Here is a 23,398-nt window from a genome sequence, read left to right on the forward strand (position 1 = left end):
ACCATGCGCACGGCTTCTATCATGAATTCCTGCGTGTACCGTGCTCTCGGATTACCCATCTTTCCTTCCTCCTCGCGTGAGTTTTACACACTCAGCAAGGGATCCATTTTTTACGGGCAAGCTCAGAATGAGGGTAAAAAGTCGTCCCAACCACGCGCCTGTAGTGGCGGAAAGTTGGCCAGGTGAAGAAAAGCCGCACCCTGCGGCTTTTCTGCGCACTCGTCATGCCAGTCGGAGCACGAGTGTGAGCGGATGAATCGGAGAAGGTGTGAACCCGTACGACTCATAGAAAGCCGCTGCGTGTGCGTCAATCGCATGCACAAGCATCGCACGTACGCCAAGATCTTTTGCGATCGAGCTAGCGCGATTGAGGGCGTCCTTCAAAAGGGCAGCGCCGAGTTGGATGCCTTTTGTATTTACTGTATTTACGTCTCGCGCTAGCCGGCCAAGCACAACCACCGGAATCGGATCCGGCATATTTCGACGAACGTTGCCGGTTGCATCGACATGGGCAACGGCTCCAGCCGCGAGGGCATAGTAGCCGTAGACGCGGCCGGTATCATCGGTCGTTACAAATACACGGCTTGTCCCACTGTTGTGGTTAATCAGGGCGCGCCGCTTCAGCCAGTCGCCAAGCTCCAGCCTTCCGCAGGAAAAGCTGGCAACGTCGTGCTCGGCCAGCAGCGGCTGCGGAGCAGAAAGCTTTCGATTCATTCGCTGTTTTCATTCCAAGGGGTTTTCACGTCCATAAGACGTGCAAGACCCGCGTTTGCGACTTTCGGCGCGTCTAGCAATTCGGTGAACTGTTTAAATTTTTCCGAATCAAGCCCAAAGAAAGTGCGATCCAGGACGACGGCCTGATTGCGCTCGCAAGCGGCCTCCAACATAAAGTCAGAGCGGTTTTTGCCAAGCAGGCTCGCTGCGTAATCGATCAGATCACGTTGCTCTGGCAAGGCGCGAAGATTAATAGGTGCGTCGCGCATGATGCACTCCATACTGTATATACGATAGATATACGTATGATGGAGCGATGTATATCTGATCTCAATACGCGCCGTGGCAGAATCAGTCAGGTTTCAGCCTGGCGACTGGATCGAGAAGTGCCTGGCGCACGAGGACGGACGTTCCTCGCGCTCGATCTACAACAAGGCAGAGTACGCCGAGCAGCGGCGCCACATGCTGCAAGAGTGGGCAACATGGTCGATGCCTGGATCGACGGGTAGAGCTACGTGCCGAAACTATTGCCCGAGAATGAGGTAGTGCCGGTGCTGAGTGCCACCTTGTGTGTCGAATCTGCGGGCGATGGAGGACGAGGCCCGGGATATACTGTGTGTCCTCTTTTTTACCGAGCCGGTAGGCAATCAACGACGCGTTACGGACTCGATCCGGGGGCGGATTCAGCCGTTGGCGGATTGACTGGATCTGCCCGCGTGGGAGGCAATCCGAGACCCGCTGGACTTCGCATTGTTGGAGCGGGTCGGTCGCGCAAATATCACGTCAAGTCATGACTAGCAAACACTCTTCCACCAAGTCACGTCGATCCTCGAAGCTTTCCCGCATCCACGCCCCCGATCACATGTCGCCCGCCGACTGGCAGCGCGCCTTGCGTCGGCAATTCGGGCAAGAGCAAGCGTTCTCGCTGGAGAATCTCGGGACGGAGACGTATTTCTCCGAATTCCGCGTCGGCAATCCGGAGTCGAACTTCAGCTATCGCGTGTCGATTCGTGGGACCTGCCCGGGCGACAACTTTTGCGACTGTCCCGATTACGCCACCAACGAACTCGGCACCTGCAAGCACATTGAATTTACCTTGTCGCGACTGCTGCGCAAGCGAGGCGCAAAGGCGGCCTTCGCCCGTGGTTATCAGCCCGCATTCTCGGAGCTGTATTTGCGAAACGAGGGAGGGCGAGCGGTCCATTTTCGCGCCGGCGCGGATTGTCCGGCAAAGGTAGCCAAAGCGGCCGCCGCTTTGTTCGACGAGTCTCGGCGATGGCATCTGCCGGAGGACCGTTTCGAAGATCTCGGGCGCTTTCTCTCCAGGGTGGCGAAGGCCGGGCACGAATTGCGCGCCCATGACGACGCGCTCGATTTCATCGCTGGCCGAAACGATGCGGCGCGCCGTGCCGGGATGCTCGACGGGCAGTTTCCGCAAGGAGGGGCGACGCCCTCGCTGAAGAAGCTGCTCAAGGTGCCGCTCTATCCTTACCAGGCCGAAGGCGCATTGTTCGCCGTGCGTGCCGGGCGCGCCTTGATCGGCGACGAAATGGGCCTCGGCAAGACGGTGCAGGCCGTCGCGGCGGCGGAAATCCTGATCCGGCATTTTGGCGTGTCGAAAGTGCTGGTGATTTGCCCGACTTCGCTCAAGTATCAGTGGCAGAGCGAGATCACGCGGTTCTCCGGCCACGCTTCGAGGGTAGTCGCGGGCGGCCTTGCCCAGAGGCGGGGCGAATATGCGGCCCAGGATCTCTACAAGATCACCAACTATGAGAAGCTGAAATCGGACCTTGACGTGATTTCCGCGTGGGCGCCGGAGCTGGTCATCGTCGACGAGGCGCAGCGCATCAAGAACTGGAACACCATTGCGGCGAAGGCTCTCAAGCGAATCGACAGCCCCTATGCCGTCGTGCTGACGGGAACGCCTCTCGAAAACAAGCTGGAGGAACTCGTTTCCATCGTTCAATTCGTCGACCAGCACCGTCTCGGGCCCACGTGGAAGCTGCTGCACGAACATCAGGTCAAGGACGAGGCGGGACGCGTGACAGGATACACGGGCCTCGAGAAGATCAGCCAGACCCTGGCACCGATCATGATACGGCGTCGCAAGTCCGAGGTGCTGCTGCAGTTGCCCGGGCGCACCGACCAGAATCTGCTGGTGCCCATGACCGAGCTGCAGATGGCGTATCACACGGAAAACGCGGACATCGTGGCCAAAATCGTCCGGCGCTGGCGTAACACCAGGTTTCTGTCGGATCAGGACCAGCGGCGCCTCACCTGCGCTTTGCAGAACATGCGCATGTCGTGCAACAGCACCTATCTGCTGGACCAGGAAACCGATCATGGCGTGAAGGCCGACGAGTTGGCGACGTTGTTCGAGTCGCTTTTCACGCAGCCGGACGAGAAAGTCGTGGTGTTCAGTCAATGGACGCGCACGCATGAGATAGTCATTCGCCGGCTCAAGAAGCTCGGCATCGGCTACGTCAGCTTCCATGGCGGCGTGCCGTCGGAAAATCGGCCCGCGCTGGTGCAGCGCTTTCGGGACGATTCGGACTGTCGGGTATTTCTGTCGACGGACGCAGGTAGCACGGGGCTCAACCTCCAGCACGCGTCGACGCTCGTGAACATGGATCTGCCGTGGAACCCGGCGGTGCTGGAACAGCGCATCGCGCGCATCTATCGGTTGGGCCAGAAAAAGCCGGTACGAGTCGTCAATTACATCGCGAAGGGAACGATCGAGGAGGGCATGCTGTCGGTGCTGGCTTTCAAGCGCTCGCTGGCGGAAGGCATCCTCGATGGCGGCGCCAGCGAAATTCTGCTCGGTGGTTCGCGCCTGACCCGCTTCATGAAGGATGTCGAAAACGTCGCGGGGCGCATGGGAGAGAGCGAGGTCATGGCCGCGGCGGAGGAAGCCGCGAGCGGCGCAGTCGTGTCCGGCGACGCGGCGCGTGACGCGAGCGTCGTGGAAACCGATTTCGCCGGTACCGGAGAGCGGCCTCAAGCTTCGACCATCGATACAGCGCCACGAGGCGCGTCCCTCGAACCGTGGTCAGGGTGGCTGCAGTTCGGCGCGGCGCTGGCGTCGGCGTTGAATGAGCCGGGCGACGGCGCGGTTGCCGCACACCCGTGGGTCGAGCGCGATGCCGTGACGGGCGCGCGAAGTCTCAGGTTGCCGCTGCCATCTCCCGAGACGGCAAGACGACTGGCTGAGGTGCTGTCGACGATCTCGGATGCTCTGCTGCGCAACGGCAGCGCAAACTAGAGTCGCTGAACGTGGGAGTTGGGGCAGGCATCTTCGAGGCGGCCTGCTTCGAGTCGTATTCGAGTTGTACGTGGCGGTGAGATGGGGAAGTTCTAAGCGCAAGCCCGCTCTTCGAGCGCCGCCCTGACCCACCCGAATCCCACGCGCTCTTGCTCGAGCCGCAATCCATGGCGAATCCGGTTGTCGCGGAGGTCATCGAAGAGTTCCCGCTCTTTGGCAGTGAGCCGCGGCAGATCGCGCGTGACCTGATCGCCTTCTTCTCCCCAGAACGCTTCATGCGCCACCAGCGTCGCGCGGTCCATCAAGAACGATCCAACATGCGGGAACCGACTGCGCAATTGATCGAGAATGGCGAAGCCGTGCGTGTCGATGTCGCCCCAGTAGTGGAGCGCACAGTCCGTGAGCCATCGCGCCGGCTCGAGAGCTTCCCAACCGTAGCCCGCCCCGAAGAGCACGATCGACTGCGGAACGTCGGGAAACGCCAAAAAATTTATCTCGTTTTCCGTAATGAACACGTGGCGGCATGGCAGTGTGAGGCGCGCGAAGCTGTCAGCGTCGAGTGCGATGTCGGGCCGGCCCATGCCGGGCAGAACGGCGAGCCTGTCATCGAGCGCGCGAAATCGAATCCGAGGCGGCTTCTCGCGGAACCCGTAGCGAGCAGCGAATTGGGCGGCGGCTGTCCGGCTGCTGTCGATTGACTCCGACGGCAGCACGAGATCGAGCCATTGGGCGAGGACGCCGCGCCGCGCCTCGATGAATTTCGTGTCGACGTTGGCGATTTCGGCTTGGCGAAGATATACGCCCGGCTGCGGATGTGCTTGCAGCCAATCGACGACTGCCAGCAGTCGTTCCCAATCGCCTGCGAATTCGAGTGCTTGCAACGGGCGCTGCGCAAGCCACGTGGTGAGCTTCGGCTGGCGGGAGCGTGTGATTTCGAGCAGCCGCTCGAACTGGGCTGCGTCGCGGCGCTTGCCGGCGACCGCGAGCGCATCGTCCAGACTGTCCACCCAAGCTGCTTGTGGCAAACGCTGCAGGCCGAGAATTCGATGATTGATTTCTCGCCATTCGATGCGTACGCGCGGTGTCGCGGCAATCTCCGCGATCCATGCGCGTACCGCGTCGAAGCGTTCGGCCAATTCGGACGAGCTCGGGCCTTTTATCGTCAGACGTAGCGGGAACAGCCCGTCGGTGCCGTCTACGAGGCTCCGCAGCCATTCGCCACGCTCCCATAGGCGCTGGAGGCGAACGCGCAGTTCGGCGGTCGTCGTCCAATTCATTGCTCGAACTCCGCCTTGCGCGCGCGGTACTCCTCGATCGACAGGTTGCGCAGCTTCGAGGCGCGTCCGCCCTCGTTCTGAACGAATCCGACGCTCGAAACGAACGGCTCGATGATGTGAATCTTCTGCAGCGGCGTGACGATCAGCAGTTGCAGGTTCAGTTTTTGAAACAATGTGAGACCGTATTGCGCCGATTCGTCGGAGCCTCGTCCAAACGCCTCGTCGATGACGACGAAGCGGAACGATCGAGAACGCACGGCGCCCCATTCGAGGCCGAACTGATAGGCGAGACTCGCGGCAAGGATCGTATAGGCGAGCTTTTCCTTCTGGCCGCCCGATTTACCGCCCGAGTCCGAATAGTGCTCGTATTCGCTGTCGTCCTCACGCCAACGCTCGCTGGCGGCGAACAGAAACCAGTTGCGCACGTCGGTCACTTTGGCGCGCCAGCGCCGGTCCTGCTCGGTCAACCCTTCGCGGCCGCGGAAGCGGTCAATGATCCGTTTGACTTGCAGGAACTTGGTCTCCGAGTATTGGCTATCGTCCGAGCCGGTGAGTTCGCCCTCGGTGCAAGCACGCAGGTCGCTCTGGAATTCGCGGATCTCCGCGTCGGGGCTGGACTGACTCTCGAGGACGATGTATCGGCCCGCGTTGTAGTCGATTTGTCGCAACGATTCGTTGATGCGTTCGATACGTTCCTTGATCGTTTGCCGTTCGCGGGCGAGCTGGGCGTGGAAGTTGGCGATCTCGTTGATCGTATTGACGTTGAGCAGCTCTTTGAAACGCGCTTCGAAGCGCGGCAGATCGTCCGCTTGCAGCTGCGCGAGCATGTCACGGTACTCTGAGGTCGCGTCGAGGCTCGCATCGAAGTCGGCCGTTTCGAGCTTGTAGGCATCCTTGAAGGCCGCCATGGCCTTGACGATTTTTTCGGCAAGGCGGCCGAGCGACTTCGTTTCGTTGTCGATACGGGTTGTCAACGCCTCTCGCACGTCCCGCTCGCGGTTGTCGCATGACTCGACGGAAAGCTGGTGTTCGCCGAGAATCTCCGCTCGCAGCGCCTCGATTCGCTCGGCAAGTTCGGCATTCACTTCCGCAACGAGCGCGTGCGTCTCGTCGCGCAACGTTTGCGCTGCCTCCCGCCTGGCCAGGATACCGCCCAGTTCCGAGTCGGTTTCCGAGATCGCCGCTTCACTCTCTGTCAACGACGCTTGCGCCGAGTCCAATTGGGCCGTTAGCTCCGCGAGGGCGTCGCTTGCCGCTTCGAGGCGGGCTTTTTCGTCTGCCAGACGTGCGATCGCGGTCGCGCAGCTTGCCCAGTCGATGTCGCGGAAGTCGACGAACTCGCCGATGCGCGCAAGCGCTTCGAGCTGCTCGCGCACCTTCGCGTGCTCGCTTTGAGCTTCTCCAAGCTTCTGTCCGATCTCGCCAAGCCGAACCTCGAGCGCTCGCCGTTGTGCTTCGAGGGCGGCAATTTTGGCCGTGTTGCTCCAACCCAGCACGTAGCGGCTGCGATCGTCAAGCGCGCGACGGTCGTCTTTTTCGTGGCGCTCGCCAAGCGCTTTCGCCTGGCCCGCACGCGTGATCGCGCGCGTCTCGCGCCGAAACTGCTCCTGCGTATCGCAGCATGCATAGTCGAACCGGCGGCCGATTTCGCGCTCGAGCCAGCCATAGAACAGCGAATCGGGCTTGATCGCGAGCTTGTGCGCGAGCGAGTGGCGGTGTAGCTCGATGGCCTCGGCTGCACGCGCGGCGCGTTCAGAGCGCACGCGAAAGTAGACGAGCCGCCCCCGGAGATGAGTGCGATCGACCCACGCCGCGACGTTCGCATAGTGCTCGTCGGGCACGAGCAGCGACAGGCCGAAGTTGCGCAGGACGCGCTCGGCGGCGCCCTCCCAATCGCGCGCATCCTCTTGCACCTGAATGAGTTCGCCGGCGAACGGCAGGGCGTCTTCCTCCAGACCGAGCGCCGAGCATAGGCTCGCCCGCATCGCGACTTGTTCCTTCGGGATGTTGTTACGTCGAGCTTTCAGGCTCGCGATTTCGTCCTCTAGCAGATCACGCTGCGCTTTCCCTTCGCGAAAGGCCACGCTCCATTCGGTAATCGCATTTTGCTCTTGCGCTTCGTCGTCGACGAGCGAGCTGCGCCGCTCGGCCAGACGTTGGCGTTGGGAAGCGAATGCGGCCTCATCCGTGGCCTCGGTTTCGCCGAGCAGCGTAACGATGGTGGCATAGCGTTGCGCGCGTTCGCGGCGACGCGCGCTTTCTCGCTCGTGCTGGCGGATTTCGACCTCGAGCTGCGCGATGCGATCGCCGCCTTGTTCGGCCACGGCGCGGCGCAAATCGTCCACGCGCTGGCGCGCCTGGTCGCGCGCTTCTTCGTGCCGCGCCTTGCGTGATATTGCCCGCGCGTGATCCTCGTCGAGCAATTGGAGGCGGCGCTCGATGAGGCCGAGCTTGAGCCCGGCGAAGTAGGGTTTCAGTGCTTCACGGCACGCTCGCCAGCCGTCGAGAACGTGTCCTTGCTCGCTGTGGCGATCGCAGTCGTCGACGAGCGGTGTCAGCAGTTCCACCTGGCGCTTGGCTTTCAGTACCGCCTCGTGCGCGCGATTCAGATCGTCGAAGTGAGTGATCAGTGCGTCGACGCGCGGTGCAACGTCGAACGGCTCAAGCATGTGGCTGCGTACGAAGTCGGTGAGATTGCCCACCGATTTCATCGATACCGTTTGATGGAAGAGCTCGAGCGCTTGCTCGTTTTCGATTCCGAAGCGCCGCCGGAACCAGGCGCTGTATTTCGGAAATGTGTCCTCGATTTCGGCACCCAGCCCGCGCAGCTTTTTGCGCAGCTGTGCGATCTCGGTGCCGAAGCGCGAGAAGTCAGCGGCGATCGAGAGATCGCGTTCGGCACAGACGAAGAATCGCGCGGGTTGAGCGTGTGCGTCTTTCATCCAGAACACCTGCGCGAGTGTGACTGTGGCATCGTACCCGGCGTTACGAAACACGCCCAAAACCACCGAATAGCTGTTATGGTCGCGCAGGCTCACGGGCTTGGCCGTCCCCGTGACCTCGTTGCGCTCCGACTTGTAGTAGCCAAGCACATACGAGCGTAACGTACGTTCCTTGCTGTCCGCGCCTGCCGCCTTGTTGTAGGCGATGCGCTGCGCGGGCACGAGGAGGGTGGTGATGGCGTCGACGAGCGTCGACTTGCCGGAGCCGATGTCTCCTGTCAGCAGGCCGTTGCGGCCATCGACCCGCAGCACCCAGACTCGTTGGTCGAAGGTTCCCCAATTGAAAACCTCGAGCCGCTCGAGGCGAAAGCCCGTCAGGGCGTCGTCGACGGCAAAATCGAGGCCGAGCGTGCGCGGCTCATTCATCGCGACTCTCCTGTTGGTCAGAAACCGTCGAATCTTGAAGGTGGTGCGCCCTATAGCTCGCGAGCCGCGCGTCGAAATCGAGCAGCCATTGCGCATCGACGAACGCCTTGAGAATGCGCCGCACCTCGAATGTGGGCGGTCCGCTCGTGGTCTTCATCCGGCGTAGGAAGCCGAGCTCGACGATCTTGTTCACGTGTGTATCGATCTGATCGACCAGGCGCGCCTCGTTGGTGCTCGCGGGAAGGAATACGCGTACGAGCTCGACGATGTCCTCGCGCGCAAGGACGAGCCGCGTGTCGCCGCCGCCAGCATCCCATTCCGCCAGCTTCTTTCGCAGCAACGCGAGCAGCAGGCTCACGGGGAACGAGAGTGGACGCCGGGCAACGAGCCGGGGTAGCTTGGCCTGTTCCCCATCGACTTCAGCGTCATGCGCGGCGCGGCTTTTTACGAAGGCGTAGCCTTCCGCCTCGTCCACGACGAGTTCGAGGCCAAGCACGGCGACGTAGTCGCGCGCGTGCGTCTGCAATTCGAGCAGTGCGGCCCAGAGGCGCTCGTTTCCATCACGATAAACCACGCCCTTGAGCAGCGCGATGGCAACTGTCGACAAATCACCTCGACCAGGCGACGAGGCTTGCTGTTCTTCCGTCATCTCTACCTTGTGAAAATCACACGCGGCATCGTCGTGCGCTTAATGATTGGTGTTCCGTTGGCGTCGTTCGCCTGCCACTCGATCGTATCGGAAATGGTCTCATCGACGGTCGCGCGAAATGATCCAGCTTCGGCGCTCAGTTGCAAATAGGCGACGAGCTCGGCGAGCCCATGCTCGAGAGGCTGCGAAGCGGTCAGTTCGGCAAGCGTCACTTGCGACCGATCTTGCAGGCATCGGCGGATATGGCCTGCGAGGCGCGCGCGATCGACGACGATCTGCGTGTAGAGTGCCGAGGCATCGAGGTTCGCCTCACCGGTTTCGATAGAGACGTTGGCAATGATAGGGCGCAGCGCCGGCGCGTAAAGCGGGCGTTCCATCGGCAGCTCGATGTCAGTGGATGCGGTCTCGATCTCCATGACGGAGCCTGGTGGGGGCGCTTCGCGCAGCGCAAGCGCTTTCGTTTCGATACCGCGCAGAATGTCCATGATGCGGCGGTTTTCGAGCCACGCTTGATCGTCGAGGAAGCGTCGAAGCTGCTGCGAGAGCTGAGCTACCGTGCGCTGCGTATGCTCGCCGGCTTCCAGCCAGTCATGGTGGACGCGCCGCGTGCGCGCGTCGGGCCTCATTTCCATGACCGCCGGCAGCGCCAGCACACGCTCGAGCCGTTTCGAGAGTTCCTCTTGACGGCGGCTCGACATCAGGAAGTCCCAAAACGCCCGGAAGCTGCTGCCTTGGTCCGAATCGGCGATCGCGTCGCGCTCGCCCATGATTTGCTCGATGAGCGCACCCTTCGATCCTTCCCAGAGCGCGATTCGCTCGCGCACATGTCGGTCCAGCAGCCGAAAGTTTTGTTCGACTTCACGGAAATCCGTGAGCAGGTCGCGCGCCATCTGCATGAATTGCTGAAAACGGTCCTTGAGCGCGGCATCGTCGAGCAGCCGAACGTCACCGGCCTCCACGCGGGCGATTTCTTCGTCGATCTGGCCGCGCCGCGTGTGGAGCTCGGCAAGACGCTTTTCGGGGTCCGCCTCGCTGCCTTCGCCCATCTGCCGCAGCAGCTCGAAAAGTGTCAAGAGCCTCGATTCCGTGCCGACAAAGCTGCGTTCCGTCAGCGTGCCGAGCCACGCGATCGCTTTCTCCGTGGCGGGTGTCAGGTCGAACTGCGGTTCATCGGATCCTTGGCGATAGTACTTGCGCAACCATCCCTTTTCAGGGCTGGCCCAGTCGTTCAGATACTCGAGCGCCGGCTTCGGGAAGGCGTCATCGCCGAGTTGTTCGCGCAACGCGTAAAGCTCATCTTCGAGTGCTTCGGCAAGAAGCGGAGCCGCCACCACGCGCACGTTTGGCGCGACGAACACGCGGTGCAGGAAGCTGACAGCGAGCGGCGCGTGGTCGGAGCGTAACAGGCGCCAAGCGGGATGGCGCGTGCGCAGCGCATCGAGGGTAGGGTAGTCGAGGGGCATCGGTGCGAGATGACGGGTTCGGCACCCCTGAGGAGATCGCCGATCTTTGGCTCAAAAGGCCAGTATCCTACTCCGATTGTCATCCCAATTTTGCAAGGCTCCGCTCTGGAATGAATCTCACGGTGTTTCTGGCGGTGTACGTGGGCGCCCGTTTAAAAAGCCAGCAAGACCGAGCATCCGGTTCTCGGACGACACGAAACGCCCGTGTTTCTGGCTCAGAACACGGACATCGTGATTTCGCATCAACTGGAAAACCGCTCAATTACTTCTACCTGGAAGTGCGCTGGCAGGGCTATCCGCTGGTGCACAACGCGCATCTGTGCGCGGACCTCGGTTACTACTATCGGGACAACGACGTTGAAGAGGGGGCGCGTAGGGCTATCGAAGCGACAGATTGCCACGACGCGCATACGTCGTGGTATCGCGAGAAGCAGCGCACAGAGATCGCCCGCTATCTGCCGGATAACCGTCAGCTGGTGGCCACCTACGCGGCGCTGCTCGACGATCTGATCGCGCGAGCGCCGCGGTAGTCGTCGCGCGCGGCGCAAGGGCGAGGTGTCGTTGCGAGAACAGAACTGCCAGCGTATCCCGGCGCATCAGGTCCTCGCTGCCGCCGCGACTCGCGTCAGAACCCGAAGACCCGCAGCGCGTTGTTGCCGCGGATCGCGTCGCATTGCTCCTTCGGCAGACGCGCGGTGTTGGCGAACGCGCCGCGAATGTCGTACACCTGATGCGGCCAGTCGGTCCCGAACATCACGCGATCCGCGCCGACCACCGAGACGAGAAATTCGAACGACGCCGGGCTATACGCGATGCAGTCGTAGTAGATATGGCGCAGATAATCGATCGGCTTGCGCTTCATCTTGCGACGTTGCGGGATCTCGACCTCGTTGCCTTTCTCGAAGCGGCCCGCCAGATAAGGCAACGCGCCGCCCGCATGTGACGCGATGAGCTTCAGATCCGGATACTGATCGAAGAAGCCTTCGAAGATCATCCGCGTGATGGCGAGCGTCGTGTCGAACATGAAACCGACCGCCCAGCTCAGATCGAACTTCGTCATGTCCATCAGATCGACGCCGGGCGGATCGGTCGGATGCACGAGCACCGGCAACGCGCGACGGTCGATCTCGGCCCAGATCGGCGCGAACATCGGATCGGTGAGGCTGCGTCCCGCGATGTTCGCGAGCACCATCACGCCGCTCGCGCCGTTCTCGCAGGTGCGGCGCAGTTCTTCGAGTGCCGCTTCCGGATATTCCCACGGCAGCGACGTGAACCAGCGGATGCGGCCGGGATATTTGGCCTGTGCTTCGGCGATCGTGTCGTTCGATTCGCGCGCGACGAGGCAACTGGTTGCCTGATCGCCCCAGTACACGTTCGGGCAGGTCAGCGACACGACCGAAATATCGATGCCCGATTCATCCATCTGGCGGATCCGCATGTCGAAATCGAAGTGGCCTTTTTGCGGAATCACGACCGGCGTGTTGCCGCGAAACACTTCCTGCTGACCGTCGGGGCGCGTCTGAATGTTGTACGCACCGCCGCGCTGCCGCAGCAGTTCGAGCCATTTGTGCGTGAAGATATGCGTATGAACGTCAATGACAGGCATGCGGGATCTCCCGGAGAAAGTGCGGGTGAGAGGAAAACGGGGATGAGCGGGCTACTGGGTGGCGAACTCGTTCACCGGCGCGGCGCGGCGTTTCAGCATGAACGCGCCGATCAGGCCGAGCGCGAAGAACGCCGCGCAGAAATGCGCAGGCATCATGTTGTTGCCAGTCACGTGCAGCAGCCACGTCAGCACCATCGGCGAGAAGCCGCCGAAAACGGCCGCGCCGATGTTGTACGAGATCGCGAGGCCGGTCGAGCGGACTTCGGTCGGGAACAGGCCGGCGAGCGCGGTCGGAATCGGCGCGTTCGAGGCGCTGATCAGCAGCGCGAAGCCGAGTTCGACGGACATGATCGACGCGAACGACGGCGCGTTGGCGATCCAGTAGTAAGCGGGGTACAGCACGACGAGAAACAGTGTGAGCGCGACGCGAATCATGCGTTCGCCGCCGATGCGATCCGCGAGATGACCGAATAGAGGAATCGTCACCACGCGCAGCAGCACGCTCGCGAGCAGCACGGAAAACGGCAGCGTCACCGGCATATGCAGGTTCTGCACCGCGTAAATCGGCAGATACGTGATGATCACGTAGGCCATCACGTTGAGCGCGGCCGACAGCGCGGTCGCGACGAACAACTCGCGCGGATAGTGCATCACGACGCGCGAGAACGGCACCTTCACGCGCGCGCCGAGCTTCTGGAACGCCTCGGTTTCGGGCAGGTTGCGGCGGATATGGAAGCCGACCGGGCCGATCAGCAGACCAAGCAGGAACGGAATGCGCCATGCCCACGACTCGAGCGCCTCATGCGTGAACAGATGCGTGAGCGCGCTGCCCATCGCGACCGCGAGCAACGCGCCCAGGGCCTGCGCGAACATCTGCCAGCTGCCATACAGATTGCGGCGCGCTGTCGGTGCATATTCGATCAACATCGCGGTCGCGGTGCCGAATTCGCCGCCGGCCGAAATGCCCTGCAACAGACGCGCGCACAGCACGATCGCCGGCGCGATCAGGCCGATCTGCTGGAAGCCGGGGGTGAGCGCGATCATCGCGGCGGCCACCGTCATCATCGCGATGACGAGCGTGAGGCCTGCCTTGCGGCCTTTGCGGTCCGCGTACATGCCCAGCAGAATCCCGCCGAGCGGCCGCACGACGAAGCCCGCGCCGAACGTCGCCGTGGTGAGCATCAGCGCGGCGTACTCGCTGTGGCTGGGGAAGAACTGCTTCGCGATGATGATCGACAGAAACCCGAACACGACGAAGTCGTACCACTCGAGCACATTGCCGAGCGTCGACGCCATTGCGCCGATCAAGCGTTTGCGCGAATCGATTGCTGTCACGACTGTCTCCTGTCGTTTTTTGAACGGCTGCGCGCTGCGTAGGAGAGCAATGTAGGGTACTGTCCGAATGAAAACAATCGAACAAAATCCATGGTCCCATAAAGTAACTTTATGATTGCGCTTCCATGACCCCAACCATCAAACAGTTGCGCGCATTCGCGCTCGTCTGCCGTTTCGGCGTGCTGACGCGCGCGGCCGACGAGATGTTCATCACCCAGCCCGCGGTCAGCGTATTGATCCGGCAAATGGAGGAGGCGCTCGGCCTGCGGCTGTTCGACCGCACGTCGCGCTCGTTGCGGCCGACCGCGGCCGCGCATGAAATCCTGCCGACCGTCGAGCGGATGCTGCGTGATCTCGAGTCGATCCAGTCGAGCGTGAAGGAGCTGGCCGGGCGCGAGCGCGGTCGGCTGCGCTTCGCGGCGACGCCGTCGATCGCGGCGGCGATCGTGCCGAAACTGCTCGCCGAATATCGCGCGCTGTACCCGAATATCGAGGTCTCGGTCGACGACGCCGCGCCCGATCGCCTGACCGCGTCGACGCTGATGGGCGACGTCGAGTTCGGCATCGGCACGATCAGCGAGCGCCCCGAGGGCATCACGCTGCAATGCCTCGCGCGCGACAACTTGTGCGCGATCTGCCGCAAGGATTCGGCACTCGCGAAAAAGCGGCGTGTGAGCTGGAAGGATGCGCTGCAGTATCCGTGGCTCGGCATCAAGTCGACGAGCGGCATCCGCAAGTTGATCGACGAAACGTTGTTCACGCTCGGCATGCGCAAGGCGGTCGAGTACGAAGTGTCCTATATGACGACCGGGCTTTCGATGGTGCAGGCCGGTCTCGGCATCGCGATTTTTCCGGGCATTCTGCTCGGGTCGTTTCCACATCGCGATCTGGTCGCGCGCAGGCTCGAAGCGCCGCTCGTCACACGCGACGTGAATCTGATCCGACGCGCCGAGCATTCGCTGTCGCCGGCGGCCGAGTCGTTTATCGAGCTTTGGTACAAACGCATCGGCAAGCCGGCCGATCTGTAGCGCGTCGCAGTTGCACACGGCCTGTCATACTGTATGAATATACAGTATCATCGCTGCAATGGGCCGCTTGTGCGGCGGTGTGCGGATCGACGGAAAGAATCAGCGAAGGAACGAGGCGCGATGGCTGAACAACTGTGGTTGCCCGGGCTCGAGGCGCCGCCCCCGCCCACCGACGGGCTCTTTTTCGCGGTCTATCCCGATGCCAATACCGCGGCCGGTATCGCTAAGTTCGCGCAGCAGCTTTGTGTGGAGGCACGCGTGCGCAGCGGCGTGCGCGGCAAACCGCTCGCGGCGAACCGCTTGCACGTCACGCTCAGGCATCTCGGCAATTTCGCGGGCGGCTTGCCGGCGGATGTGCTCGAGGCGGCGAAACGGGCGGCCGCGGCGGTCAGCATGGCGCCGTTTACGGTCGAATTCGACGCGGTCGCCAGCTTCGCGAAAAGGCCGCGGCTCGGGCCGGCGGTGCTGGTGGGCGAGCACGGTGTGCACGGACTGCAGGCGCTTCACGATGCGCTCGAAGCGGGCTTGCGCGACGACGGCATCGAGCCCGACGCACGTTTTACGCCGCACGTGACGCTGGCGTACGGGATGCAGTGGATCGAGCGCCATACGGCCGAGGCGGCGTGCTGGAATGTGCGCGAGTTTGCGCTGATGCACAGCCTGCTGGGACGGACCAGACATATGGTCCTCGGGCGTTGGCCGTTGGTGGGGCCGAGCTGAGGGAGGAGGCGTAGGCCACCTCGGTAACGAATTCGCGGCTGTTTCGCGAGGCGCCGGCTAGAACCGCACGCTCGTCCCGCAGCCCCCGGCATAGGCGCCGCCGCTCGCCGCGGCGCCACCGCAAAAAACGCCGCAGCCGGAAAGCAGCACGGCCGCGGTAATCGCCGCCAGCGCGCTACGCACGCCGATTCGCCGAGACGCTTGCTGGCCCCCTCGCACTGGCTGCGCGGCGCAGATCGGATGCGGTTCCGCGACGGGAAGAGCACTGGGACGGCCGATCGGTTTGAATGGCATGGCGGCGTCAAATTCGACGAGAGGGAACCTCTGCGTGCCGCGCCGGTTAAGCGCCGCGCGCGTTGTGCGACTTGATGACTTACTCCAAGTCCACGCTGAAGCACCGTCAAATGCCGGGTTGCCGGCAAATCGGCGCCTTTATGCCGTCAAGTGAGCACGGAGCGCCCGTGCGCTCCCTGATAGAATGCTCGGGCCGCAACGTTGTGGATTGCAGATGAAATTGCTTGATGCGCTTGTCGAACAGCGTATTGCCGCCGCCGCCGCGCGCGGAGAGTTCGACGACTTGCCGGGTGCGGGCGCGCCGCTGGCCCTCGACGACGATGCTTTGGTGCCGGAAGAGGTGCGCGTCGCCAACCGGATTCTGAAAAATGCGGGCTTCGTGCCGCCCGCCGTCGAGCAGCTTCGCGCGTTGCGCGATCTGCAAACGGAGCTGAATGCCGTGAGCGATCAGCCGACCCGTTGCCGTCTCCAGGCGCGCATGCTCGCGCTCGATATGGCGCTCGAATCGCTGCGCGGCGGCCCGATGATCCTGCCGCGCGAATATTGCCGCCGCATCGCGGAGCGTCTCTCTGAGCGCGTGGGCAATGTCGATGTAGCCGCCGCGGGTTCGCAGTGAACGAGCCGCTCCCGTGTGCCGCCTCGATCGGCTCTTCTGCGCAAGCCGAGGCCGGTGAGAAATCCGTTGGCGCTTGCATCGGCGCGGTCTTCGCACCGGCGGCTGATCACCCGATGGCCGCTGCCGCCATCCCTCCCGGAAATTCCGACGCTCCCATCATCTCCGAACGCGACCTGCGCTTCATGGCGCTCGCTCAGGCCGCCGCCGAAGAAGCGCGCGCAGCCGGCGAAGTACCGGTCGGCGCGGTGCTCGTGCGCGGCGACGAAGTCATCGCCACGGGCTTCAATCATCCGATCGGCGCGCATGACCCGTCCGCGCACGCCGAAATGGTCGCGCTGCGCGCAGCCGCGCAGTCGCTCCAAAACTACCGTCTGCCGGGTTGCGAACTCTATGTGACGCTCGAGCCTTGCCTGATGTGCGCCGGCGCGATCATGCACGCGCGCATCGCCCGTGTCGTGTTCGGCGCGCGCGATCCGAAAACCGGCGCGTGCGGCAGCGTGGTCGATGCGTTCGCGAATCCTCAACTGAACCATCACACGACGGTCAGCGGCGGCGTCCTCGAAGCCGAATGCGGTGCCGCGCTCAGGTCGTTTTTTGCCGAGCGGCGTCGGACGAGTCGCGCAGCCCGCGCGGCGGCGCGCGGCGAAACGGCTGAAGCGGCCGAAGCGGCCGTTGACACCGCCACACCCTCCAGCAGCGAACCGCCCCCAACCACGCCGCTCTAAAACAACAACGCCCAACGGGTCTCGCCATGACCGCATCTCGCACCATCGAACTGATTGCGCCATCCGGCTATCCGCATGATCCGGAGGTGCTGCATCGCGCGCTGCATCGGCTGCGTGCGCAGGGGCATCGAGTCGACGGCGAGGAGGCCGCGAAGCGCCGCTACCAGCGCTTCGCGGGCACCGACGGCGAGCGCGCGGCCGATCTGAACCGGCTCGCCGATCCATCGCGTGAGCTGCCCGATGTCGTGTTGGCCGTGCGCGGCGGCTACGGCGCGGTGCGGATTCTGCACGGTCTCGACTACGAGGGGCTGCAGCGGCGGCTCGCCGATCAGCCGATAGCGCTGGTCGGTCACAGCGACTTCACCGCGATCCAACTGGCGCTGCTCGCGCGCGCCGGCTTGAAGACCTTCGGCGGCCCGATGCTGATGAGTGATTTCGGCGCCGAGCAGCTCAGCGAATTCACGATGCGGCATTTCTGGTCGGCGTTGACGCAGCCGACCATCACGGTCGCGAGCGACACGCCGCAAGCGCAGAGCGTCGACGTAACGGGCACGCTGTGGGGCGGCAATCTGGCGGTGGTGGCGTCGCTTGTCGGCACGCCGTACATGCCGCCGGTGCAGGGCGGCATCCTGTTCGTCGAGGACGTCAACGAGCAGCCGTTCCGCATCGAGCGGATGATCTATCAACTGCATCTGGCCGGCATCCTCGCGCAGCAGAAGGCGCTCGTGCTCGGTGATTTCTCGGGCGGCAAGCCGTACGACTACGACAACGGCTACGACCTGCACGCGATGATCGAGCAAGTGCGCTCGCTGATCGGCATTCCTGTCGTGACAGGGCTGCAGTTCGGGCACGTTCATAACATGGTGACGCTGCCGGTCGGCGCGGCCGCGCATCTGGTCGCCAATGCGCATGGCTTCAGGCTGACGGCGTCGGGCTATCCGAGCATTGGCTGAAGCCGTCGTGGGCGGGGCGGAGGCGGGCGGATCGCCCGCTTTTTATTGCATCAGTAACGCAACTAACTGTCAGTATTTCCACACTCACCACCTCCCACACCCATCGCCAATGTTGGCAGTTTTTGTTGACAAAAACTGGCTGCCAGTACTCGTCTTGGCATCGTCAAAACCGGGTAAGATTCCCGCCATACAGCCGCGCAGCTTGGGTCACAGGGCTTATGTTGACGCAACGCAGCACAAAAACTGTCGAAAATCGACGCAAAAATTGTTGACAATATTTGTGTCCGTCCTATGATGACCAACATACCGAGACGCCAATCATGTCCGACACCGAATCCGTCGCGAACAGTTCGAAGCCCGAAGCAATCGCCGAGCGCATCCGCGCGGCGATCCTCGAGCACCGGCTGGCACCCGGCGCGAAACTCACCGAAGCTCAGCTATGCGAAGTATTCGGTGTGAAGCGCGGCCCCATCCGCCAGGCGCTGTCGCAGCTGGCGAGTGAGCGCCTCGTCGATCTCGAGCCGAATCGTGGCGCGTTCGTCGCGAGTCCGTCGTTGCAGGAGGTGCACGAGGTGTTCGAAATGCGCCGCATCATCGAGCTGGCCGTCGTCGAAAAGATCTGTAGCGGACACGGCATGCGGCGTCTGAAGAACATCGGCGGCATGATCGGCCGGGAACGCAAGGCATTCGAAACGCGGGATTTTCCGGCATGGATCCGCTTGTCGGGCGAGTTTCATACGGAGCTCGCGAACCTGACCGGCAACTCAGTGCTGTGCGATTGCCTGAACGGGCTGGTCGCGCGTTCCACGCTGATTTCCGCGCTGTACGAATCGCTCGGACGCAGCCCGTGCTCGTTCGAGGACCACGAAGCGATTCTCGCCGCGCTCGACGCCGGCGATGCGAAGCAGGCGGCCGCGCTGATGTCGCGCCATCTGCAAAGCGTCGAGTTGAAGATGCTGGATCGCCCCGCGCGCGGGGCAGCGGATCTGCATGAAGTATTCGGCGCGCTTGCGTCGAAAGAAGCATCCACCTAGACAGCCGAAGCCGACTCCACCCCAGGCTGAGGCAAGCAGCAGGCGAGCGCCCGTTCGTGGTGCGCGCCGCACTGAATTGAACTGAACCGATAGATGCACGGCCAGGCGGCCTCGCGTGAGCGCCGCCGGCCTGAACACGCACGTCCGTCGCGAGACGACGGAGCTCGGGTAGCGACGCATCGCCGGAAAGCCGCGGCGGCTGGCGATGCGACAACCACAAGTACGTCAGTACGGAGACACGCGCGGCACGGTCCGGAACCACGACGCCGACTTCTTCGACCCACGCGGGACGAGAAGCGAGCAACTGGCATGGCCGATGCAATGTCCGTCGATGCTCTTTCGACGGTCCCTATCCAAAGGAGGAATCATGGCTCAGTTCAGTGCAGCGCCAGGCAGTCACCCCATCTCCAACTATCCGGACGGCACGGCTCAAACCGAGCCGTCGATGCCGGCCGGCTACAGCGAGCGGCTCTACAACGAGGACCTCGCGCCGCTGCGCGCGCAGAACTGGAGCGCGTACAACATCTTCGCGTTCTGGATGTCGGACGTGCATAGCGTGGGTGGCTATGTATTCGCGGGGAGTCTGTTCGCGCTCGGCCTGACGAGCTGGCAGGTGCTGGTGTCGCTGCTGATCGGCATCACGCTCGTGAACGTGCTGTGCAACCTGATCGCGAAGCCGAGCCAGCTGAACGGCGTGCCGTATCCGGTCGCGTGCCGCGCGACCTTCGGCGTGCTCGGCGCGAATGTCCCCGCAGTGATCCGCGGCCTGATCGCGGTCGCGTGGTACGGCATCCAGACCTATCTCGCGTCGAGCGCGCTCGTGATCGTCGTGCTGAAGTTCGTGCCGCAACTGCTGCCGTATGCGGATGTGCATCGGCATGGTCTGCTCGGTCTGTCGACGCTCGGCTGGGCGGGCTTCATGCTGCTGTGGGTACTGCAGGCGCTGGTGTTCTGGCACGGCATGGAGACCATCAAGAAGTTCATCGACTTCGCCGGGCCAGCCGTCTACGTCGTGATGTTCATTCTCGCCGGCTACATGGTGTATCGCGCGGGTTGGCGCAACATCGGCATCAACCTCGGCGGCGTCAAATATCACGGCATGGAAGTGGTACCGGTGATGATCACGGCGATCTCGCTGGTGGTGTCGTACTTCTCCGGACCGATGCTCAATTTCGGTGACTTCTCGCGCTACGGCAGGAGCTTTCGCAGCGTCAAGCGCGGCAACTTCTGGGGCCTGCCGGTCAACTTCCTCGCGTTCTCGCTCGTCACGGTGATCACGACCGCGGCCACGCTGCCGGTGTTCGGCGAACTGATCACGGACCCGGTCGAGACGGTGGGCCGCATCGACTATCCGATGGCCGTGATTCTCGGCGCGCTGACCTTCACGATCGCGACGATCGGCATCAACATCGTCGCGAACTTCGTGTCGCCGGCCTTCGACTTCTCGAACGTTGCACCGCGTCTGATCAGCTGGCGCGCGGGCGGCATGCTCGCGGCGGTCGCGTCGGTGTTCATCACGCCGTGGAACCTGTTCAACAATCCGGCCGTGATCCACTACACGCTCGACGTGCTCGGCAGCTTCATCGGACCTTTGTACGGCGTCCTGATCGTCGACTTCTACCTCGTGAAACGTCAGAAGATCGTGCTCCACGATCTGTACACGGTCGCGCCGAGCGGCTCGTACTGGTATCGCAACGGCGTCAACTATCGCGCGGTGGCCGCGTTGCTGCCGGCCGCGCTGATCGCGGTGATCTGCGTGATGGTGCCGGGGCTGGACGGCTGCGCGAATTTCTCGTGGTTCATCGGCGCGGGACTCGGCGCGCTGTTTTACCGGATGCTCGCACGCTGAGTTTCACGGGCTTTCGTCGCTGCAATAACGAGTCGAACAGGAGTCGCCATGCGTATCAAACTGATCAATCCGAACACGACGCGCCGCATGACCGAGGCGATGGGGCGCTGCGCGCGCGACGTCGCCGCGCCCGGCACCGAAGTGATCGCCGTCAATCCGACGATGGGGCCGCCGTCGATCGAGGGCTATTACGACGAAGCGCTCGCCACGCCCGGTCTGCTCGCCGAAGTCGCGGCAGGCGAACGGGACGGCTGCGACGGCTACGTGATCGCGTGCTTCGGCGACCCCGGTCTCTATGCGGCCCGCGAGTTGGCGCGCGGCCCGGTAATCGGCATCGCCGAGGCGGCGATGCACGCGGCGAGCGTGCTCGCGCCGGGCTTTTCGGTCGTGACGACGCTCGCGCGCACCTGCGGCATGGCCTGGCATCTGGCCGAGCGCTACGGCATGAAGCGCTTCTGCCGCAACGTGCGTGCGACCGACGTCGCCGTGCTCGATCTCGACAAGCCGGGCTCGGCGGCGCGCCGCATCATCCTCGACGAATGCCGGCGCGCGCTCGCCGAGGACGGCTCGGACGCGATCGTGCTCGGCTGCGCGGGCATGGCCGAACTGTGCGCGGAGATCGAGGATGCGCTTGGCGCGCCGGTGATCGAAGGCGTGACGGCGGCCGTCAAATGGACCGAGGCGCTGGTGACGCTGCGTCTCGCGACGGCCAAGCGCGGCGACTACGCGCGGCCGCTCGCGAAGCGCTACGACGGCGCGCTCGCGTCGTTCAGCCCCGGTCCGCTGCGGGTAAACGCCGAGTCGGCGGACTCGCACATACACTCGCTGTAACACGCACTATCTGCCCGGCTGTATGGGCGCACCGGGGTGTTTTCGCTACACTGGGTCAACTCGGCGCTGCGGTTTCCGCAGCCGCTGAAGCCGCCTGTTGCGTGGCTACACGTGTGAACCCCGCATCCTTGCCGAGGGGTTTCGAACCGCGTTCACGCGCATTCCTGGTCCCGTCACTACGCATCCGTCAAACCATGCCATTCGACCCGAACTACCCGCGCGATCTGATCGGCTACGGCCGCCACCCGGTGCATCCGAACTGGCCGGGGCGAGCGCGCGTTGCGGTGCAATTCGTCCTCAATTACGAAGAGGGCGGCGAAAACTGCGTGCTGCACGGCGATCCCGGTTCCGAGCAGTTCCTGTCGGAGATCGTGGGCGCGGCGGCATATCCGGCGCGGCACATGAGCATGGAGTCGATCTACGAATACGGCTCGCGCGCGGGCGTGTGGCGCATTCTGCGCGAATTCGAAAGGCGCGACCTGCCGCTGACGGTGTTCGGCGTCGGCATGGCGATCGAACGGCATCCAGAAGTTGCGCGGGCGTTCGTCGAACTCGGACATGAGATCGCGTGCCACGGCTATCGCTGGATTCACTATCAGGACATGTCGCCGGAGCAGGAAGCGCAGCACATGCGCCTCGGCATGGAGGCGATCGAGCGCGTGACCGGCGTGCGGCCGCTCGGCTGGTACACCGGCCGCGACAGTCCGAATACCCATCGGCTGGTCGCCGAATACGGCGGCTTCCTGTACGACTCCGATTACTACGGCGACGACCTGCCGTTCTGGATGGACGTCGAGGTGGCGGGCGGCAAGACCGTGCCGCAACTGATCGTGCCGTACACGCTCGACACTAACGACATGCGCTTCGCCACCCCGCAAGGCTTCAACACCGCGGACCACTTCTTCACCTACCTGCGCGACGCATTCGACGTGCTGTACGAAGAGGGCGACGAAGTGCCGAAGATGCTGTCGGTCGGCATGCATTGCCGGTTGCTCGGGCGGCCGGGGCGTTTCCGGGCGCTGCAGCGCTTTCTCGATCACATCGAACAACACGATCGCGTATGGGTGTCGCGGCGCGTCGATATCGCGCGGCACTGGCATGAAACTCATCCTTACCAGCAAGACAGCCGCGAGGCTGCGGCATGAAGGCGATGCAATACACCCTGGACCAACTCAACAGGATCTCGACCGACGCGTTCGTCGCGGCGCTGTCGGGCATCTTCGAGCACTCGCCGTGGGTCGCGGAGATTGCGGCGCGGGAGCGGCCGTTCGCGAGCATCGACGAGCTGCATCGCAGGATGTCGCAGATCGTCGAAACGTCTGGCGAGGACAAGCAGCTCGCGCTGATCAACGCGCACCCGGAACTGGCCGGCAAGGCCGCGGTGCGCGGCGAGCTGACCGCCGAGTCGACGCGCGAGCAAAGCGGCGCGGGTCTCGCGCAATGCACGCAGGAAGAGTTCGACAAGCTGCATGCGCTCAATCAAGCGTATCGCGAGAAATTCGGCTTTCCGTTCGTTCTCGCGGTACGCGGCTACGACCGCCACGGCATCATCGCGGACTTCGAATCGCGCGTGAACAACAGCCGCGCCGACGAACTGCGCGCGAGCCTCGATCAGATCTATCGCATTGCACGTTTGCGGCTCGACGACCTGATCGGCGCGTGACGCGCACTGCG

General features: G+C 63.2%; 19 protein-coding genes and 2 pseudogenes. 13 read left to right on the forward strand and 8 right to left on the reverse strand.

The genetic code is table 11. From position 1 onward, the window contains the following. Positions 1 to 222 precede the first annotated feature (222 nt). Complete coding sequence (locus tag F6X40_RS30410) at positions 223 to 714, reverse strand: GNAT family N-acetyltransferase (protein WP_187630380.1); 492 nt, start codon at positions 712 to 714, stop codon at positions 223 to 225. Further along, on the reverse strand, positions 711 to 983 hold the full coding sequence (locus tag F6X40_RS30415; protein WP_187630381.1) for a DUF1778 domain-containing protein: 273 nt from the start codon (positions 981 to 983) through the stop codon (positions 711 to 713). Before F6X40_RS30415 ends, F6X40_RS30410 begins: the two co-directional genes overlap by 4 nt. Positions 984 to 1,086: 103 nt before the next feature. On the opposite strand from F6X40_RS30415, the pseudogene F6X40_RS43640 reads away from it, so the two are divergent. Together F6X40_RS43640 and F6X40_RS30420 are read left to right on the forward strand one after the other, a co-directional pair. Continuing rightward, positions 1,087 to 1,220, forward strand: a pseudogene (locus F6X40_RS43640) (integrase); the annotation flags it as partial. A gap of 284 nt (positions 1,221 to 1,504) precedes the next feature. Further along, positions 1,505 to 3,976, forward strand: a complete 2,472-nt coding sequence (locus F6X40_RS30420; protein ID WP_262421599.1) for a DEAD/DEAH box helicase — start codon at positions 1,505 to 1,507, stop codon at positions 3,974 to 3,976. Positions 3,977 to 4,068: 92 nt separating this feature from the next. On the opposite strand, the gene F6X40_RS30425 is transcribed toward F6X40_RS30420, so the two are convergent. From F6X40_RS30425 to F6X40_RS30440, 4 genes are read right to left on the reverse strand one after another with little or no spacing between them, the layout of a single operon-like run. Further along, the gene (locus tag F6X40_RS30425; protein ID WP_187630382.1) at positions 4,069 to 5,253 is read right to left on the reverse strand and encodes a Wadjet anti-phage system protein JetD domain-containing protein; all 1,185 of its coding nucleotides are present in this window, start codon (positions 5,251 to 5,253) and stop codon (positions 4,069 to 4,071) included. Further along, positions 5,250 to 8,621 (reverse strand): ATP-binding protein, encoded by a 3,372-nt coding sequence (locus F6X40_RS30430; RefSeq protein WP_187630383.1) that lies wholly within the window; start codon positions 8,619 to 8,621, stop codon positions 5,250 to 5,252. The genes F6X40_RS30425 and F6X40_RS30430 overlap by 4 nt, the downstream gene beginning before the upstream one ends. Then, the gene (locus tag F6X40_RS30435; protein WP_090800540.1) at positions 8,614 to 9,270 is read right to left on the reverse strand and encodes a DUF4194 domain-containing protein; all 657 of its coding nucleotides are present in this window, start codon (positions 9,268 to 9,270) and stop codon (positions 8,614 to 8,616) included. Before F6X40_RS30435 ends, F6X40_RS30430 begins: the two co-directional genes overlap by 8 nt. Before the next feature lie 2 nt (positions 9,271 to 9,272). Next, the gene (locus tag F6X40_RS30440) at positions 9,273 to 10,733 is read right to left on the reverse strand and encodes a DUF3375 domain-containing protein (RefSeq protein WP_187630384.1); all 1,461 of its coding nucleotides are present in this window, start codon (positions 10,731 to 10,733) and stop codon (positions 9,273 to 9,275) included. Between the two features lie 183 nt (positions 10,734 to 10,916). Here F6X40_RS30440 and F6X40_RS30445 point away from each other — a divergent pair. Beyond that, positions 10,917 to 11,263, forward strand: a pseudogene (locus tag F6X40_RS30445) (DUF2827 family protein); the annotation flags it as partial. A 95-nt stretch (positions 11,264 to 11,358) separates the two neighbouring features. Here the strand turns inward: F6X40_RS30445 and F6X40_RS30450 are convergent. After that, positions 11,359 to 12,339, reverse strand: coding sequence for an amidohydrolase family protein (locus F6X40_RS30450; protein ID WP_187630385.1), 981 nt, complete (start codon positions 12,337 to 12,339; stop codon positions 11,359 to 11,361). A gap of 51 nt (positions 12,340 to 12,390) precedes the next feature. Then, positions 12,391 to 13,674, reverse strand: a complete 1,284-nt coding sequence (locus F6X40_RS30455) for an MFS transporter (RefSeq protein ID WP_187630386.1) — start codon at positions 13,672 to 13,674, stop codon at positions 12,391 to 12,393. A 125-nt stretch (positions 13,675 to 13,799) separates the two neighbouring features. On the opposite strand from F6X40_RS30455, the gene F6X40_RS30460 reads away from it, so the two are divergent. The 10 genes from F6X40_RS30460 to uraD all read left to right on the forward strand — a co-directional run bounded on the left by F6X40_RS30460 (position 13,800) and on the right by uraD (position 23,387). Beyond that, entirely contained in the window at positions 13,800 to 14,702 is a 903-nt protein-coding gene (locus F6X40_RS30460) for a LysR family transcriptional regulator (RefSeq protein ID WP_187630387.1), read from the forward strand. 120 nt (positions 14,703 to 14,822) lie between these two features. Further along, positions 14,823 to 15,422 (forward strand): 2'-5' RNA ligase family protein, encoded by a 600-nt coding sequence (locus F6X40_RS30465; protein WP_187630388.1) that lies wholly within the window; start codon positions 14,823 to 14,825, stop codon positions 15,420 to 15,422. Positions 15,423 to 15,930: 508 nt separating this feature from the next. Continuing rightward, positions 15,931 to 16,332, forward strand: coding sequence for a DnaJ family domain-containing protein (locus F6X40_RS30470; RefSeq protein WP_187630389.1), 402 nt, complete (start codon positions 15,931 to 15,933; stop codon positions 16,330 to 16,332). Further along, positions 16,329 to 17,057 carry a tRNA adenosine(34) deaminase TadA gene (gene tadA / locus F6X40_RS30475; RefSeq protein WP_187618411.1) on the forward strand — a complete coding sequence of 243 codons (729 nt, stop codon included), beginning with the start codon at positions 16,329 to 16,331 and terminating at the stop codon, positions 17,055 to 17,057. The genes F6X40_RS30470 and tadA overlap by 4 nt, the downstream gene beginning before the upstream one ends. A 26-nt stretch (positions 17,058 to 17,083) precedes the next feature. Then, a complete protein-coding gene (gene ldcA / locus F6X40_RS30480) occupies positions 17,084 to 18,010 on the forward strand; it encodes a muramoyltetrapeptide carboxypeptidase (protein WP_187630390.1) in 927 nt (308 codons plus the stop codon). Between the two features lie 320 nt (positions 18,011 to 18,330). Next, on the forward strand, positions 18,331 to 19,044 hold the full coding sequence (locus tag F6X40_RS30485) for a GntR family transcriptional regulator (RefSeq protein ID WP_184049203.1): 714 nt from the start codon (positions 18,331 to 18,333) through the stop codon (positions 19,042 to 19,044). Between the two features lie 367 nt (positions 19,045 to 19,411). Further along, positions 19,412 to 20,893 carry an NCS1 family nucleobase:cation symporter-1 gene (locus F6X40_RS30490; protein ID WP_187630391.1) on the forward strand — a complete coding sequence of 494 codons (1,482 nt, stop codon included), beginning with the start codon at positions 19,412 to 19,414 and terminating at the stop codon, positions 20,891 to 20,893. 48 nt (positions 20,894 to 20,941) lie between these two features. Beyond that, on the forward strand, positions 20,942 to 21,724 hold the full coding sequence (locus F6X40_RS30495; protein WP_187630392.1) for an aspartate/glutamate racemase family protein: 783 nt from the start codon (positions 20,942 to 20,944) through the stop codon (positions 21,722 to 21,724). Positions 21,725 to 21,918: 194 nt separating this feature from the next. Continuing rightward, the gene (gene puuE, locus F6X40_RS30500; protein WP_187630393.1) at positions 21,919 to 22,869 is read left to right on the forward strand and encodes an allantoinase PuuE; all 951 of its coding nucleotides are present in this window, start codon (positions 21,919 to 21,921) and stop codon (positions 22,867 to 22,869) included. Beyond that, on the forward strand, positions 22,866 to 23,387 hold the full coding sequence (gene uraD / locus F6X40_RS30505) for a 2-oxo-4-hydroxy-4-carboxy-5-ureidoimidazoline decarboxylase (RefSeq protein ID WP_187630394.1): 522 nt from the start codon (positions 22,866 to 22,868) through the stop codon (positions 23,385 to 23,387). The genes puuE and uraD overlap by 4 nt, the downstream gene beginning before the upstream one ends. Positions 23,388 to 23,398: the final 11 nt, after the last annotated feature.

Source organism: Paraburkholderia sp. UCT31, assembly GCF_014397655.1.
GTDB classification, from domain to species: domain Bacteria; phylum Pseudomonadota; class Gammaproteobacteria; order Burkholderiales; family Burkholderiaceae; genus Paraburkholderia; species Paraburkholderia tuberum.